3 protein-coding genes are annotated in these 15,588 nt (G+C 69.7%); 2 read left to right on the forward strand and 1 reads right to left on the reverse strand.

The annotated features are described in order from the left end of the window. Positions 1–10: 10 nt before the first annotated feature. Both ACFC0O_RS13065 and ACFC0O_RS13070 read left to right on the forward strand, forming a co-directional pair. On the forward strand, positions 11–8,665 hold the full coding sequence (locus tag ACFC0O_RS13065) for an SDR family NAD(P)-dependent oxidoreductase (protein WP_375956966.1): 8,655 nt from the start codon (positions 11–13) through the stop codon (positions 8,663–8,665). A 6-nt stretch (positions 8,666–8,671) separates the two neighbouring features. Continuing rightward, a complete protein-coding gene (locus ACFC0O_RS13070; protein ID WP_375956969.1) occupies positions 8,672–15,046 on the forward strand; it encodes a type I polyketide synthase in 6,375 nt (2,124 codons plus the stop codon). Positions 15,047–15,115: 69 nt separating this feature from the next. On the opposite strand, the gene ACFC0O_RS13075 is transcribed toward ACFC0O_RS13070, so the two are convergent. Beyond that, positions 15,116–15,541, reverse strand: a complete 426-nt coding sequence (locus ACFC0O_RS13075) for an ester cyclase (RefSeq protein ID WP_364645690.1) — start codon at positions 15,539–15,541, stop codon at positions 15,116–15,118. Positions 15,542–15,588: the final 47 nt, after the last annotated feature.

A 15,588-nucleotide genomic window follows, 5' to 3' on the forward strand; every position in this document is an offset into this window, starting at 1 on the left:
AGGCACCGCTGTGAACGCTATTGACGACGCCACGGGCGACGACAAGATCCGGCACCTGCTGCGCCGGGTGAGCGAGGAACTGTACAAGACCCGGCAGCAATTGCAGGAGGTCACCGCCGCACAGCAGGAACCGATCGCGATCGTGGCGCTCGGCTGCCGATTCCCGGGTGGGGCCGATACCCCGGAACGATTCTGGGACCTGCTCAGTGCGGGCCGGGACGCGCTATCGGAGTTCCCGGACGATCGCGGGTGGGATCTGGAGAACCTCTATCACGCCGATCCCGACCATCCTGGCACGGCCTACACCCGACACGGTGGATTCATCGACAGCGCAGCCGATTTCGATCCGGAGTTCTTCGGTATCTCCCGGCGCGAGGCCTTGGCGATGGATCCGCAGCAGCGACTTCTCCTGCACACCACCTGGGAGGCCTTCGAATGTGCGGGCATCGATCCGCGTTCGCTGCGCGGCAGCCGCACAGGTGTCTACGTCGGCACCAACGGCCAGGACTACGTGACCGGCAGTGGCAAGGTGCCCGCCGGTGTGGAGGGCTACCTGGTCACCGGCACGGCGGCCAGCGTGCTGTCCGGGCGCATCGCCTACACACTGGGGTTCGAGGGCCCAGCCCTGACCGTCGACACGGCGTGCTCGTCGTCCCTGGTGGCGCTGCACCTCGCGGTGCGAGCGCTGCGGGCGGGTGAGGTGGACTTCGCCGTCGCGGGCGGCGCGACGATCATGTCGACCCCGGCGATCTTCGTCGAGTTCTCCCGCCAACGCGGACTGTCGGTGGACGGGCGCTGCAAGGCGTTCGCCGACGGCGCGGACGGTACCGGCTGGGGCGAAGGCGCGGGAGTGCTTCTGGTGGAGCGGCTTTCGGACGCCCGCAGGCTCGGCCATGAGGTGCTCGCGGTGATTCGGGGCAGCGCGGTCAATCAGGACGGTGCGTCCAACGGCCTGACCGCGCCCAACGGTCCCGCCCAGCAGCAGGTGATTCGCGAAGCGCTCACCGACGCCGGAGTGAGCGCGTCCGAAGTGGACGCGGTCGAAGCGCATGGCACCGGAACCGAACTCGGCGATCCGATCGAGGCCCAGGCACTCCTGGCGACCTACGGGCGCCACCGCGCCGAGCCACTCCTGCTGGGCGCGGTGAAGTCCAATATCGGCCACACCCAGGCCGCCGCGGGCGTGGCCGGAGTCATCAAGATGGTCCTGGCACTGCGCCACAGGTCACTACCCGCGACCCTGCACGCGGAAAAGCCCTCCACCCTGGTGGATTGGACCGCCGGGCAGGTCGAGCTGGTAACCCGGTCGCGTGCCTGGCCATCCCCGGGCAGGCCGCTGCGCGCGGGCGTCTCGGCGTTCGGAGTCTCGGGCACGAATGCCCACGTAATTCTCGAACAGGCCATCGATTCCAACGCCTCCACCGAATCTACAGGTGGTCGTACTACCGATTCCGTCGCGTCACAACAGGTCTCGCCAGTCGACCGGACCGACGACATCGCAGCGCCGGAATCGAAGTCGCCGGGTCATGTGTTGCCGTTCCTGATCTCGGGGACCTCGGAGGCTGCCCTACGTGCGCAAGCTGACACGCTGGCACGTCATTTCGGAGAGAGCGGCGATGCGGATCTCGGTCGTATTGCGTCGGCGTTGATCCGCGACCGCGTCACCTTCGGGGCTCGGGCCGTGGTCACGGCCGCCGATCGTGACCGGCTGATCGCGGGTTTGTCCGCGCTGGCGAACGGGACACCGGGGGCCGGGGTCACGGTCAGCGGGGGTGCTACCGGTGCGGTGGGTGTGGTGTTCGGCGGGCAGGGCAGCCAGCGCGCGGGCGTGGGACGCCAACTCTACGAACGGTTTCCCGCCTTCCGGGAATCCTTCGACGCGACGGTGGCCCTGCTCGATGAGCAGCTCGGTGCGGCGGTGCGGTTCTCGATCAGAGAGGTGGCCTTCGGCGCGCCGGGCACCGAAGGGCTGATCGACGACACCACCTACACCCAGCCGGTGATATTCGCCGTCGAGGTGGCACTGTTCCGGCTGCTGGAATCGTGGGGTATCGAGATCGCCACGGTCGCAGGGCATTCCATTGGCGGTGTGGTGGCCGCGCATGTGGCGGGCGCGTTGTCGCTGACCGATGCCACCCGCTTGGTCGCCGCGCGGGGCCGGTTGATGGGCGCGCTGCCCCGAGGTGGTGCGATGGTGGCGGTCGAGGCCACCGAGGCTGAGATCCGTACGGCGATCGAGCAGGCCGGTGTGGGCGAGGCGGTTTCGATCGCCGCTGTGAATGGCCCGCGCGCTGTGGTGATCTCCGGTGCCGAATCGCCGGTGCTCGATCTCGCGGCGCGATTGTCCGGATCGGGCAGCCGGGTCAAGCGCCTGGTGGTGTCGCACGCCTTCCATTCCGCGGCAATGGATCCCGTGCTCGCGGACTTCGCCGACGTGGTGGCGGGGCTGACCGTCACCGAACCACTGGTCCGCACACTGGTTTCCGATGTCACCGGTGCGCCGATCACGGCCGCCGAGCTATCCGAGCCGTCCTACTGGGTGCGGCATCTGCGCGGCACCGTGCGATTCGCGGACGCGGTCGCCGGGCTGCGGACCGAGGGTGTCGGAATCATCGTCGAGCTGGGCGCGGACGCCGTGCTCACGCCGATGGTGTCCGCGACCCTGGCCGATGACCCCGACCCCTGGGTCGCGGTCGCCGCGGTCCGCAACGGACGCGACGAGAGCGCCACGGCGCTGTCGGCGGCGGCGGCAGTGCACGCCAACGGCCGCCGGGTCGACTGGACCGCCATCGTGCCGCAGCAGCGGCGAATTGCTTTGCCGACCTACGCTTTCCGATACGAGCGCTTCTGGGCAACCACTACCGCTGTCACCGAATCGAGCCACGGTGCACATCCGCTGCTCGCGACCACCGTGCGCCTCGCCTCCGGTGACGGAGTCATCGCCACCGGACGGCTGTCGATCGTGGATCAGCCATGGCTGGCCGACCACGTTGTGTCCGGGCGGATCTACGTACCGGGGACCGCGCTGGCGGAATTGGCATTGCATGTCGCGGACGCGGTGGGTGCCGACGCGGTCGACGAACTCGTGATCGAGACGCCGCTGGTGTTGAACCCCGAGTCCGGCGTCGAGGTCCAGGTGAGCGCCCAGCGGGTCGAGGAGCATCACGTCGTCGAGATCCACTCCCGCCCGCCCGCCGACCCGGACGCACCGTGGACCAGGCACGCGATCGGCAGACTGAACAGCTCTCACACGGGTTTCGTTGCGGCGGTGCCCGATTCATGGCCGCCCGCCGATGCCGAACCGGTCGACCTCACCGACGCCTACCAGCGACTGTTGGCGGCAGGTCTGGACTACGGCCCCAGCTTCCGAGGCGTCCGTGCCATCTGGCGGCGCGGGCACACCCGCTACGCCGAGATAGCGCTACCGGAATCCGGGCACGCGGACCCTGCGGGATACCTCGTGCACCCCGCGCTGTTCGACGCCGCGCTGCACCCGGTCGCGATCACCACCCCCGACGCAGAAGCACCACGAATCCCCTTCGTGTGGAACGGATTCCGCGCGCACTCCACCGGAGCCACCGCGCTGCGGGTGAGCTTCACCGTCACCGCCGACGGGCTCAGCGACTTACTCGCCACCGACCCCACCGGCGCACCCGTGCTCTCGGTCGACACCCTGGTCCTGCGCGCGGCCCAAGCCGAACGCGCCCCGGCACGCGAGGGCCTCTTCGAAACGGTATGGGTCGAATACCCACTGCCGGAAGCGGCACCACTCGATGAGCAGCGTGCATGGGACTCCAACGGCTTCGATGCCCCCGCACACGCCGCTCTGGCGGTTCTGCGCGAGACGGACGCGGCCGAGCGAATCCTGCTCACCCACAACGCCATCGCCGCTGCCCCCGGCGACCGCCCCGACCCCGATGCCGCCGCGATCTGGGGCTTGGCTCGCGTCGCGGCCACCGAACGCGCCGGAACGATCACCGTGGTCGACACCGACGACGACCCCGCATCCCGGCACGTCCTGCCACGCGCGCTGACCGCGACCCGGGACGAACCGCAATTGGCGATCCGCGCGGGCCGCGCCTACGTTCCCCGGTTGACTCACGCGAGCATCGTCGCGGAGCCCCGGCCGGTGCACGCGGATCATGTCGCCGCCGCATCTCGGTTGGTAGACGAGCCTGTCGAGGTCGGATCTCGAACGTGGGATCCCGAAGGCACCGTGCTGATCACCGGTGGGACCGGTGGTCTCGGCGCGCTGCTGGCACGGCATCTGGTCCAACGCCACGGTGCTCGGCATCTGATTCTGGCCAGTCGCAGGGGAGCCGGTGCGCCCGGTGCCTCGGAGCTGGCGGCAGAGTTGCGTGGGCTGGGCGCGCGGGTATTGGTGGTGTCGGCGGATCTCACCGACCGTGACACCGTTGCCCGGGTGCTGGCCGCGGTGACTCCGGAGCATCCGCTCACCGCCGTGGTGCATGCGGCGGGAATCGTCGACGACGGTGTGCTCGACACCCTCTCCGATGAGCGGTTCGATGCGGTACTCGCGCCGAAACTGGCTGCGGCACAACTGCTCGATGAGCTGACTCGGGAGCTCGAGTTATCCGCGTTCGTGTTGTACTCCTCGGTCGCGGGCTTGCTGGGCACGGCCGGGCAGGCAGCGTACGCTGCCGCCAACACCGGGTTGGACGCGCTCGCTGCCCGCAGGCAGGCGGACGGGCTGCCCGCCGTGTCGCTGGCCTGGGGGCTGTGGGCTGAAACCAGCGGCGTGACAGCGCATCTCACGGACGCCGATCGGGCTCGACTGGCCCGCCAGGGCGTGCGCGCGCTCTCGGCCGAGCATGGATTGGATCTGTTCGACGCCGCCGTGTTCCACCGCGACAGCCCGCTGCTGGTTCCCGCGCCTCTGGACCTGTCGGCGTTCGATCGACCCGGTATCGAGGTGCCGCCACTGCTGCGGGGCTTGGTGCGCACGAAGCGCCGTCGAGCGGAATCAACCGTGCGCGAGACGGATTCGAGCCTGTCCTCCGCGTTGACCGGGCGGTCAGCCGACGACCAGCGGGCGCTGCTGCTGGACGTGGTGCGCCGTGAGGCCGCCGTGGCACTCGATCATCCGGACCCCGTCGGCATCCGCGGCGATCGCGCCCTGACCGAGCTGGGACTCGATTCGCTCACCGCGGTGGAATTGCGCAACCGGCTCGCGTCCGCGACCGGGTTGCGCCTGCCCGCCACGTTGACCTTCGATCACCCGACGCCGCAGGCCATTGCGGACCTGCTGCACGCGCGGCTGTCCGGGGCGACCGAGACCTCCCCTGCCGCAGCCCTGGCGGCGGACACCCCCGAGGCGGATCCGATCGTGATCGTGGGGATGGCACTGCGCCTGCCCGGCGGTATCGAAACACCCGACGCGCTGTGGCGATTGCTCGATACCGGTGGCGACGCCATCGCCGAATTCCCGGGCGACCGGGGCTGGGATCTGGAATCGCTCTACGACGCCGATCCCGAGCATCCGGGCACCTCGTACACCAGGCACGGTGGATTCCTCGTGGGCGCGGCCGATTTCGACGCGGGACTGTTCGGCATCTCGCCCCGCGAAGCTCTGGCCACCGACCCGCAGCAGCGGTTGCTACTCGAAACGAGTTGGGAGGCACTGGAACGCGCCGGCATCGACCCGACATCGTTGCGTGGCAGTCGGACCGGGGTGTTCGCGGGCACCATGTATCACGATTACGCCCCGCATATTCAGGACGCCCCCGCCGATCTGGAGGGCTACCTGGTCAATGGCAGCGCGGGCAGCGTCGCCAGCGGTCGCATCGCCTACACCTTCGGATTCGAGGGGCCCGCGCTCAGCGTCGACACCGCGTGCTCATCCTCGCTGGTGGCCCTGCATCTGGCGGCGCAGTCACTGCGTTCGGGGGAGAGCGATCTGGCGCTGGCGGGCGGCGTCGCGATCATGGCCAGCCCCGCCACTTTCGTGGAATTCTCGCGCCAGCGCGCACTGGCCACCGATGGCCGTTGCAAGGCGTTCGCGGCCGCCGCCGACGGCACCGGCTGGGCCGAAGGCGTGAGCATGCTCGTACTCGAAAGACTGTCCGACGCACAGCGATCCGGCCACCCGGTGCTGGCCGTGGTGCGCGGCTCGGCGGTCAACCAGGACGGTGCGTCCAGCGGTCTTACCGCACCCAACGGTCCGGCCCAGCAGCGCGTGATCCGACAGGCACTGGCCAACGCGGGCCTGCGTGCGAGCGAGGTCGACGTGGTGGAGGCGCACGGAACCGGCACCAGGCTCGGCGACCCGATCGAAGCCGAGGCGATCATCGCGACCTACGGTGCCGAGCACGACCCGGATCAGCCACTGTGGCTGGGCTCGCTGAAATCGAACGTGGGCCACACCCAGGCCGCCGCCGGTGGCGCGGGCATCATCAAAATGATTCTGGCGCTCCGCAATCGGCGTCTACCGCAAACCCTGCACATCGACGAACCCACCCCGCACGTCGACTGGACCGCAGGCACCGTACGCCTGCTGACCGAGGCCCGGCCCTGGGAGCCGCAGTCCACCCCGCGCCGAGCGGGCATCTCCTCGTTCGGCGTGAGCGGCACCAACGCCCACGTCATCATCGAAGAGCCGTCCGGACTCGCAACCGACTCCGAACCACGGGATGTCGCGCAACCGCTGTTGCTCGGATCCGACTTGGTACCAGTGGATATCGCCGAACCTTCCGCGGCTGACGTCGGCTCCGGTCCGGGGGCTGCAGGAAAGTCCGCCGCGCTCGGAGCCGGTTACGAGGCTGCGGGATCGGAGCCACCGGTGGTGTGGGCGCTGTCCGGGCACGACGCTGCCGCGTTGCGTGGGCAGGCGGTTGCGTTGGCGACGTATCTGCGGGCCAGGGACGAACTCACCGACGTCGATATCGCACGGACGCTGTGGGATTCGCGCACGGCGCTTGCCGAGCGGGCGTTGATCGTGGGCGACCCAGACGAGCTGCGCGCAGGACTCGTGGCGCTCGCTTCGGGGTCGGCGCTGCCCGCTCATGTGGTCACCGGGACCGCTGATGTGACCGGGCGGACGGTGTTCGTGTTCCCCGGCCAAGGTGGTCAGTGGCCGGGCATGGCGGACGAGTTGTACCGCACCACTCCGGTTTTCGCGCAGCGGCTGGAGGAATGCGCGCGAGCGCTGACGCCGTTCGTCGATTGGCCGGTGCTCGAGGTTCTGCTCGGGCGCGCCGATATCGACACCGATCGGGTCGATGTGGTCCAGCCCGCGCTGTGGGCGATCATGGTCGCGCTCGCGGAGGTCTGGGCCGCACACGGTGTGCGGCCGGACGCGGTGGTCGGCCACTCGCAGGGCGAGATCGCCGCGGCTGTGATCGCGGGGGCACTCTCGCTCGAGGACGGCGCGCGGGTGGTCGCGTTGCGCAGTAGGGCGATCGCCGCGCACGCTGGGCAGGGTGCGATGGCGGCGGTCTCGTTGTCCGCGACAGCCGCCACCGAACTGGTCGCGGAGTACGACGGACGGATTTCGGTCGCCGTGGTGAACTCCCCCAGCTCGGTGGTGCTCTCCGGTGCGGTGGATGCCATCGAGGAACTGCTGGCCCGGCTGGACGCCGACGGAGTGCGCAATCGACGGGTGGCGGTCGACTATGCCTCGCACTCGGCGCAGATGGATGACCTGCGCGCGACCTTGAACGCCGAACTCGAGGCGGTGCGGCCGAGGGCCGCGACCGTCCCTGTCCTGTCGACGGTGTCGGCGGAGTGGCTCGACGGTACCGAGTTGACGGGGGAGTACTGGTTCGAGAACCTGCGCGGCACAGTGCGGTTCGAGGAGGCCACCCGACTGCTTCTGGAACACGGGTACCGGGCCTTCGTCGAAATCGGCCCGCACCCGGTGCTGTCGTCGGTGCTCGAGGAGACCATCGCCGACACGGACACGACCGCCACGGTCGTGGTGGGCACGCTGCGCCGCGATGAGGGCGGTCCGCAGCGCGTCGCGCTCTCGGTGGCCACGGCGGTCAGCCGCGGCCTAGCCGTTGACGGTGAGGCGCTGCTGCGCAGCCGTGGCCGCCGAATCGACCTGCCCACCTATGCCTTCCAGCGCAGCAGGTACTGGATAGACGCGGACCGTTCGGCCTCGCGCCGTGGCGACCGACCCGGTCGTGCACCGAGCGAGATCGCCGAGACCACGAGTCCCGTTGTGCTGGATCGTTTCTCCGGCCTCGACGAGACCGAGCGGCGCGGTGCGGTACTGGAACTGGTGCGTGCCGAGACTGCTGCGGTGCTCAAACACGGTAGTGCCGCGGATGTTCCGGCCACGCGCGCATTCCGTGAACTGGGCCTGGATTCGTTGACCGCGGTCGACCTTCGCAATCGATTGCGGTCCGCGACCGGACTGGCACTGCCCGCCACGCTCATCTTCGACCACCCCGCGCCCGCGGCCGTAGCCGACTTCATCGCATCCGCCCTGCCCAGCGCGGGCGGTGCGGATCGCGGCGTGCCGATCGATGCCGATGATGCCCTGCGAGCGCTCGAGGAACTACTGACCGACGGCGCGGCCGACACCGACGCCGTTGCCGACCGACTGCGCGCGCTCGCCGATCGCCTCGCCGCACCGGGGGCCGAGCTCGACCTCGACTCCGCCTCCGATGACGAACTATTCGACCTGGTAGACAGGAACTGACGCACGATGGCCACCGAAGCCAAACTCCGTGAATACCTCAAGCGTTCCATCGCCAAGGAACAGCGGCTGCAACAGCGCCTCGACGAGATCGAGGCCCGCTCGCGCGAACCGATCGCCATCGTGAGCACCGCGTGCCTGCTCCCGGGCGGGGTGTCCTCGCCCGAGGAACTCTGGGAATTGGTGACGCGCGGCGGTGACGCGGTCGGGGATTTCCCCGCCGATCGTGGCTGGGATCTGGAGGCGCTCTACGATCCGGATCCGGACGTGCCCGGTACCTCCTATGCCAGACAGGGCGGATTCCTCACCGGCGCAGCCGAATTCGACCCGGACTTCTTCGGCATCTCGCACCGCGAGGCGCTGTCGATGGACCCGCAGCAGCGACTGTTACTGCGCGTGACCTGGGAGGCGTTCGAACGCGCGGGCCTGGATCCGCACGCGTTCAAGGGCAGTCGCACCGGTGTATACGCCGGACTCGCCGGTCACGACTACGGTTCGCGCCTGGATCCGGTGCCCGAGGATCTCGAGGGCTACCTCGCGATCAACAACCTCGGCAGCGTGGTGTCGGGCCGGATCGCCTACACCTTCGGTTTCGCGGGCCCGGCGGTCACCGTCGATACGGCCTGCTCGTCCTCACTGGTGGCGTTGCACCTCGCGGTGCGGGCGCTACGGGCGGGCGAGATCGATCTCGCGGTCGCGGGCGGCGCGTCGGTAATGTCCACCCCGATCGGGTTCACCGAGTTCTCCCGCCAGCGCGGGCTGGCCCCGGACGGCCGTTGCAAGGCGTTCTCCGATGACGCGGACGGCACCGGCTGGTCCGAAGGCGTGGGAATCGTGCTGCTGGAACGACTTTCCGAGGCCCGCCGCAACGGCCATCAGGTACTGGCGGTGGTGCGTGGCACCGCGATCAATCAGGACGGCGCGTCCAACGGACTCACCGCGCCCAATGGGCCCGCACAACAGCGGGTGATCCGCGAGGCGCTCACGGATGCCGGTCTGGGTGTCGGCGATGTCGACGCGGTCGAAGCGCACGGCACCGGCACCGTACTCGGCGACCCCATCGAGGCGCAGGCCATTCTGGCGACCTACGGATCACGCACCACCGGTGAACCCTTGTGGTTGGGCTCCCTGAAATCCAATATCGGCCACGCTCAAGCGGCGGCGGGAGTAGCGGGCGTGATCAAGCTCGTCGAAGCCCTCCGGCACGCGCACCTGCCTGAAACCTTGCATCTGGGAACGCCGTCCACGCTCGTGGATTGGGAATCAGGCAGCGTCGAGCTGCTGTCGCGGGCACGCGAATGGCCCGAAACCGGCCGCGCCCGGCGCGCGGGAGTCTCCGCGTTCGGGGTCTCGGGCACGAACGCACACGTGATCGTCGAGCAAGCGGTGGATGAGCCGCAGGACGAGGCGGCTGGGATCGCGCCGGAACCGGAAACCGTGCCGGAGGCGGGAACCGTGCTGGGGGAGGTCAGCGCACCTGATTCGGGGACTGCGCCCGCGACTGCCGGACAGCTGCCGTTCGTGGTCTCGGGCCATGGAGTGGACGGGCTGCGTACTCAGGCGGCGCGGCTCGCCGAATTCGTCTCGGCCACAACCGTCGAACCCGCGTCGATTGCTTCGGCTCTGGTGCGGGATCGGGTCGCGCACGACACCCGTGCGGTCATCGTCGCGATCGAACGAGGCGAGTTGGTCGCGGCGCTGGATGCGGTGGCGCAGGGACGGGTCAGCCCCGCAGCGGTGCTCGCGACGGACGCGAGCGGGGGAGTCGGCGTCGTGTTCGCCGGGCAGGGCAGCCAGCGCGCCGGTGCGGGAGCGGCGCTGTACGAACGTTTTCCGGTGTTCGCGGCGGCATTCGACGCGGCAGCTGCTGCGCTGGACCGCTATCTCGGTGCGGCCGTGGAGCACTCGGTGCGCGAGGTCGCGTTCGGCGCGCCGGGCACCGCTGGTCTCATTGACTCGACCCTCTACACCCAGCCGGTGATCTTCGCCTTCGAGACCGCGCTGTACCGGCTGTTGGTGTCATGGGGCATCGAGATCGACACTGTCGCAGGGCATTCCATCGGCGGAATCGTGGCCGCGCACGCAGCCGGAGCGCTCTCGCTCGAGGACGCCGCACGCCTGGTCGCGGCCCGTGCGCGCTTGATGGGTGCGCTGCCCGCGGGTGGCGCCATGGTCGCGATCGAAGCCACCGAAGCCCAGGTGCGCGCGGTCATCGACACGGTTGCCGCGCGGGCGAGCTGTGTCGTGCACACCGGTGACAGTGCCGCTGTGGCACTGGAGGATTCGCCGCAGGTGTCGATCGCGGCGGTCAACGGGCCGAACGCGGTGGTGGTGTCCGGGGCCGAGGAAGCGGTGGTGGCGGTCGCCGCCGAGCTCACCGGATCGGGGCGGCGGGTCAAGCGGCTGGCGGTCTCGCACGCCTTCCACTCACCGCTCATGGAACCCGTCCTCGACGAATTCGCCAGTGTGGTAGCCGAACTCGACTTCGCCGAACCCGATGGCGTCACGCTGGTATCGGACAGCACCGGTGCGCCGGTCGGCCGGGCGGAGCTGGCCGATCCCGACTACTGGGTCCGGCATCTGCGCGGCACCGTGCGTTTCGCCGACGCCGTGCGCACGATGCGCGCGCAGGGTGTCGGCCTCATCCTCGAGATCGGGGCCGATGCGGTACTCGCGCCGATGATCTCGGCGACCCTGGCCGAGGAGCAGGTGGCGGTGACGGCGCTGGTGCGCGGCGGCCGCCCCGAGGTCGCCACTGTGCTCAGCGCCGCCGGAACCGTGTACGCCCACGGCCACCGGGTCGACTGGGCCGAGATCGTGCCGCCCGCCACCCGTATCGCGCTGCCCACCTACGCGTTCCAACCGCAGCGATTCTGGGCTGAACCGGTCACTCGGGCGCGTACCGGCGCAGGTGCCGGGGCGACGGCGCTGGATCATCCGCTGCTCTCGGCGGTGATCGCGGCGGCCGACGGCGATCGGCTGCTGCTCACCGGGCAGTTGTCCCTGCGCACCCATCGGTGGCTGGCCGACCACGCGGTCCTGGGCACGGTCATCGTGCCGGGCACCGCACTGCTCGAACTGGTGGCGCGTGCCGGTGAGGAAGCGGCGCTGCCTTCGATCGAGGAGCTGATCGTGGAATCGCCACTGGTGCTCGGCGACACTGTGGTCGACCTCCAGGTAGCGGTGAGCGCGAATGGCGACGGCACCTCCGCGGTGACGATCCACTCGCGACCTGCGGGCGGTGCCGCCGATGCCTGGACCAGGCACGCGAGCGCGGTGATCGGTCCCGAGAATCCGACGAGCACAGCGGATCTCGGTATCTGGCCGCCGCCGGGAGCCGATCCCGTCGACGTGTCGGGCATCTATCCCACGCTGTTGGAGACCGGTCTGGCCTACGGTCCTGCCTTCCAAGGACTGCGGCGCGCCTGGGAGCGCGAGGGCGAGCTGTTCGTCGAGGTGGAACTACCCGAGGTGGCAGGGGCGGCGGACGATTTCGCCGTGCACCCGGCACTGCTGGACGCTGCGGTGCACCTGCCCGCACTACGAGAGTTGGCCGACGTGCCACCCGGTCAGAACCGGCTCCCGTTCGCCTGGAGCGGGGTCCGGATATTCGCCGGTGGCGCTGCGGCACTGCGGGTTCGCATCGCCTCGACCGGCCCGGACACGGTCGCCATCGACGCCGCCGACCCGGCCGGAGCGCCGGTGCTCAGTATCGACAGCCTGGTGGCGCGCAGGGTATCGACCACCCAATTGCGCTCGGCCCGTGCGGAATTGCGTGACGCCCTGTTCGAGGTCACCTGGACCGAACTCACGACCTCCGCCGAACCCGACCGCTGGCTGATCCTCGACGGCGGCGGCGGTGCACAACAGCTGCTCGATGCCCTGCGCGCAGGTGGCCACCGGGCCGAACTCGCCGACAGCGCCGCAAGTGACCCCGCCGCGGCCGAGACCGGCACTGTTGCAGCTGGTTTCACCGGCGGTGCCGCGATAGTCGCTGTAGCCGAGGTCGATGCACTGCTACCGGTGCTGCGACGGTGGCTCGACGATCCCGCCACTGTCGCGGTTCCGCTGGTCGTGCTCACTCATGGCGCGGTTTCCGTCGCCGAGACCGAAGCACCCGATCCTGCCGCTGCGGCGGTGTGGGGCCTGGTCAGATCGGTGCAGGCCGAACATCCGGATCGACTGCTGCTCAGCGATATCGACGAGGCGCCCGAGTCCTGGTCCGCGCTTGCCGCGATCGTGGCCGTGGCGGGCGATGGGGATTCCCAGACCGCGGTCCGGGCCGGGCGCATCTCGGTGCCCCGGCTGCGGCGCTGGGATCCGCCTGCCGCCGAGGGGATCTCGATCTGGGACACCACGGGTACCACGCTGATCACCGGTGGTCTCGGTGGTCTCGGTGGGGAGGTCGCCCGCCACCTGGTCAGCGCGCACGGGGTGCGATCGCTGGTGCTGGTGGGCCGTCGCGGCGCCGCCACCGAGGAGGCGGCCGAACTGGTCGCCGAACTCGAATCATCCGGTGCCACCGTCACAGTCGCCGCCCTGGACGTGTCCGACCGCGCCGCACTCGATACGGCAGTGGCGGCGATCCCGGATGATCGGCCACTGACCACGGTCATTCATGCGGCGGGCCTGATCGACGACGGACTCTTCGAAACCATCACCCCCGAGCGAATCGCAGCGGTCGCCGCCCCCAAGAGCGGCGGTGCGCGCGTCTTGGACGCATTGACCCGCACAATCCCCACCGTGACCCGGTTCGTGCTGTTCTCCTCGGTATCGGCACAACTGGGTGGCCCCGGCCAGACGGCCTACACCGCCGCCAATGCCGAACTGGATGCGATTGCCGTGCAACGCCATTCGCTGGGACTGCCCGCCGTCTCCATCTCCTGGGGGCTGTGGGAGCGCGCCAGCGGTACGACCGCGGCGCTCTCGGCGGCCGACCGCGCGCGGATCGCCAGAAACGGGCTGCGCGCCCTGCCCACCCCGACCGCGCTGGCACTGCTCGACGCGGCGGCGGGCCGCCCTGCCGAAAATGCGGCAGAAAACCGGAGCCGAGAAGCCGAGGTCGACGCTGCGGCCAGAGCTGCGCGCATCCCCGCTCTAGTGGTCGCGGCCGGGTTCGACGGGCGGGCGCTGGCGCGGCGGACCGATGTGCTGCCGCCGGTGCTGCGGTCGCTGGTTCCGGTGCGGCGGCGCAGTGCGGCGCGTGAGGCGTATGCCGGATCGGTGGTGCGGGCGATCGCGGCGCTCGACGGGGAGGCTCGTGAGCGCGCACTGCTGGATCTGGTGCGCACCGAAGTCGGTGTGGCCCTGGCTCATCCGTCTCCGGAGTCGATCGCCGGTGATCGGGCGCTGGTCGAGCTCGGGCTCGATTCGCTCAGTGCGGTGGAACTCCGCAATGGGTTGGGGCGGGTGACGGGGTTGCGGCTGCCCGCGACCCTCACCTTCGACTATCCCACTCCGCAGGCCATCGTCGAATTCGTCGGTGGGCAGATCGGGACCGGCCTGGAGTCGGCTCCGGTCGCGGCCGCCGCGAGCGCCGGCCTGTCCGCGATCCACCGCGCAATGCACGATGCCGGAAAGCATTTCGAGGCCGCGCAATTGCTCATCGCCGCATCGCACGCGCGCGCGACCTTCGGCGTTGCGGACCGCGCACGGCACGCGCTGGCTCCGATCCGGCTCGCCGAAGGGCCGGGGGAGACCGTGGTGGTGGCGTTCCCCGCGGTGAGCGCGATCTCCGGGCCGCACGAATACTCCCGTGTGGCACAGGAATTGCGCGGTGAGCGCGATGTGTACGTGGTGCCTGCGCCCGGATTCACCGCGGGCAGCGATGAGCTGCCCGATTCGGTCGACACCCTGGTGCGACTGGGCGTCGAGGCGCTGATCGAGGTGGTCGGCGATCGTCCGTTCGTGGTGCTGGGCCGCTCCATGGGCGGGTGTGTCGCGCACGCGGTCACCGCCGCCCTCGAATCGGAGGGGCGTGCGCCGCGCGGGCTGTTACTGGTGGACAGCTATCCGGTCGAGGCGGCGCTGGAGCCCGGCATGGAGTGGTGGACCGGGGCGATGATCGGCGGCATGCTCGCACGCGTCGACCGGTTCGATTTGGCGGTGCAGGACGAGCGGCTCACCACCATGGGCACCTATAACCGGGTGTTCCTGGATTGGCGGGCCACCCCCGTGCGCACGCCGATTCACCTGCTGCGCTCGGAAACTCCCTTGCCGGGCACCCGCACCGACGGACCCCGGGACTGGCGGGCGTTCTGGCCGGTACCGCACAGCACCGACGATATTCCGGGTGACCATTTCACGGTGCTCGAGGAGGACGCCACTACGACCGCGCGGGCACTGCGCGCCTGGATCGACACTCTCGAGCAGCCGCGGATTTGATCCGTCACGTTCGAACGCGAAGCCCGGCACGGAAATCCGTGCCGGGCTTCGTCGTATCGGAGGGCTCGCTCAGCGGGCGAGCTGGGCGACAATGCCGTACCGGTCCGGCAGCACCCCGTATTCGACGATGCGCCCGTCCCGGAAGCGAATGGTGCTGATGCTGACCCCGGTGAATCGGCGGCCCGCGCCGCTATCGGGCACACCGAAGATCTCACCGCGCTGTACGCCGTCGATGGTCCAGTACACGACCACCCGATCGTCCTCGGCGATGAGATCGTCGACCGTGGCGGTCACGCCTTCGACATTCTCGCGCAGCCAGGTGATGTGCTCGACGAATCCGGACCGGCCCTTGATGTTCCCGGCCGGGACCGCGGTGTCGCGACCGTCCTCGGCGATGATCTCGTCGAGCACCTCGAGCTTGCCCTGGGACACCACCTCGTCGTAGAACCGCCGGGCGGCGGCCTTGTTGGCCTCGATGGCAGAGATCGTGGTCATCATGTGCTCCTTCGTGAGGGTGATGGATCTATCGGAAATCGGTCTGG

Origin of the sequence: Nocardia sp. NPDC056100, from assembly GCF_042266325.1 — a bacterium.
Taxonomy (GTDB): domain Bacteria; phylum Actinomycetota; class Actinomycetes; order Mycobacteriales; family Mycobacteriaceae; genus Nocardia.

What these genes read in the sequence shown, in the direction of transcription:
- ACFC0O_RS13075 (WP_364645690.1), bottom strand. Translation starts at nt 15,541, where the DNA reads ATGACCACGATCTCTGCCATCGAGGCCAACAAGGCCGCCGCCCGGCGG.
- ACFC0O_RS13070 (WP_375956969.1), top strand. Translation starts at nt 8,672, where the DNA reads ATGGCCACCGAAGCCAAACTCCGTGAATACCTCAAGCGTTCCATCGCC.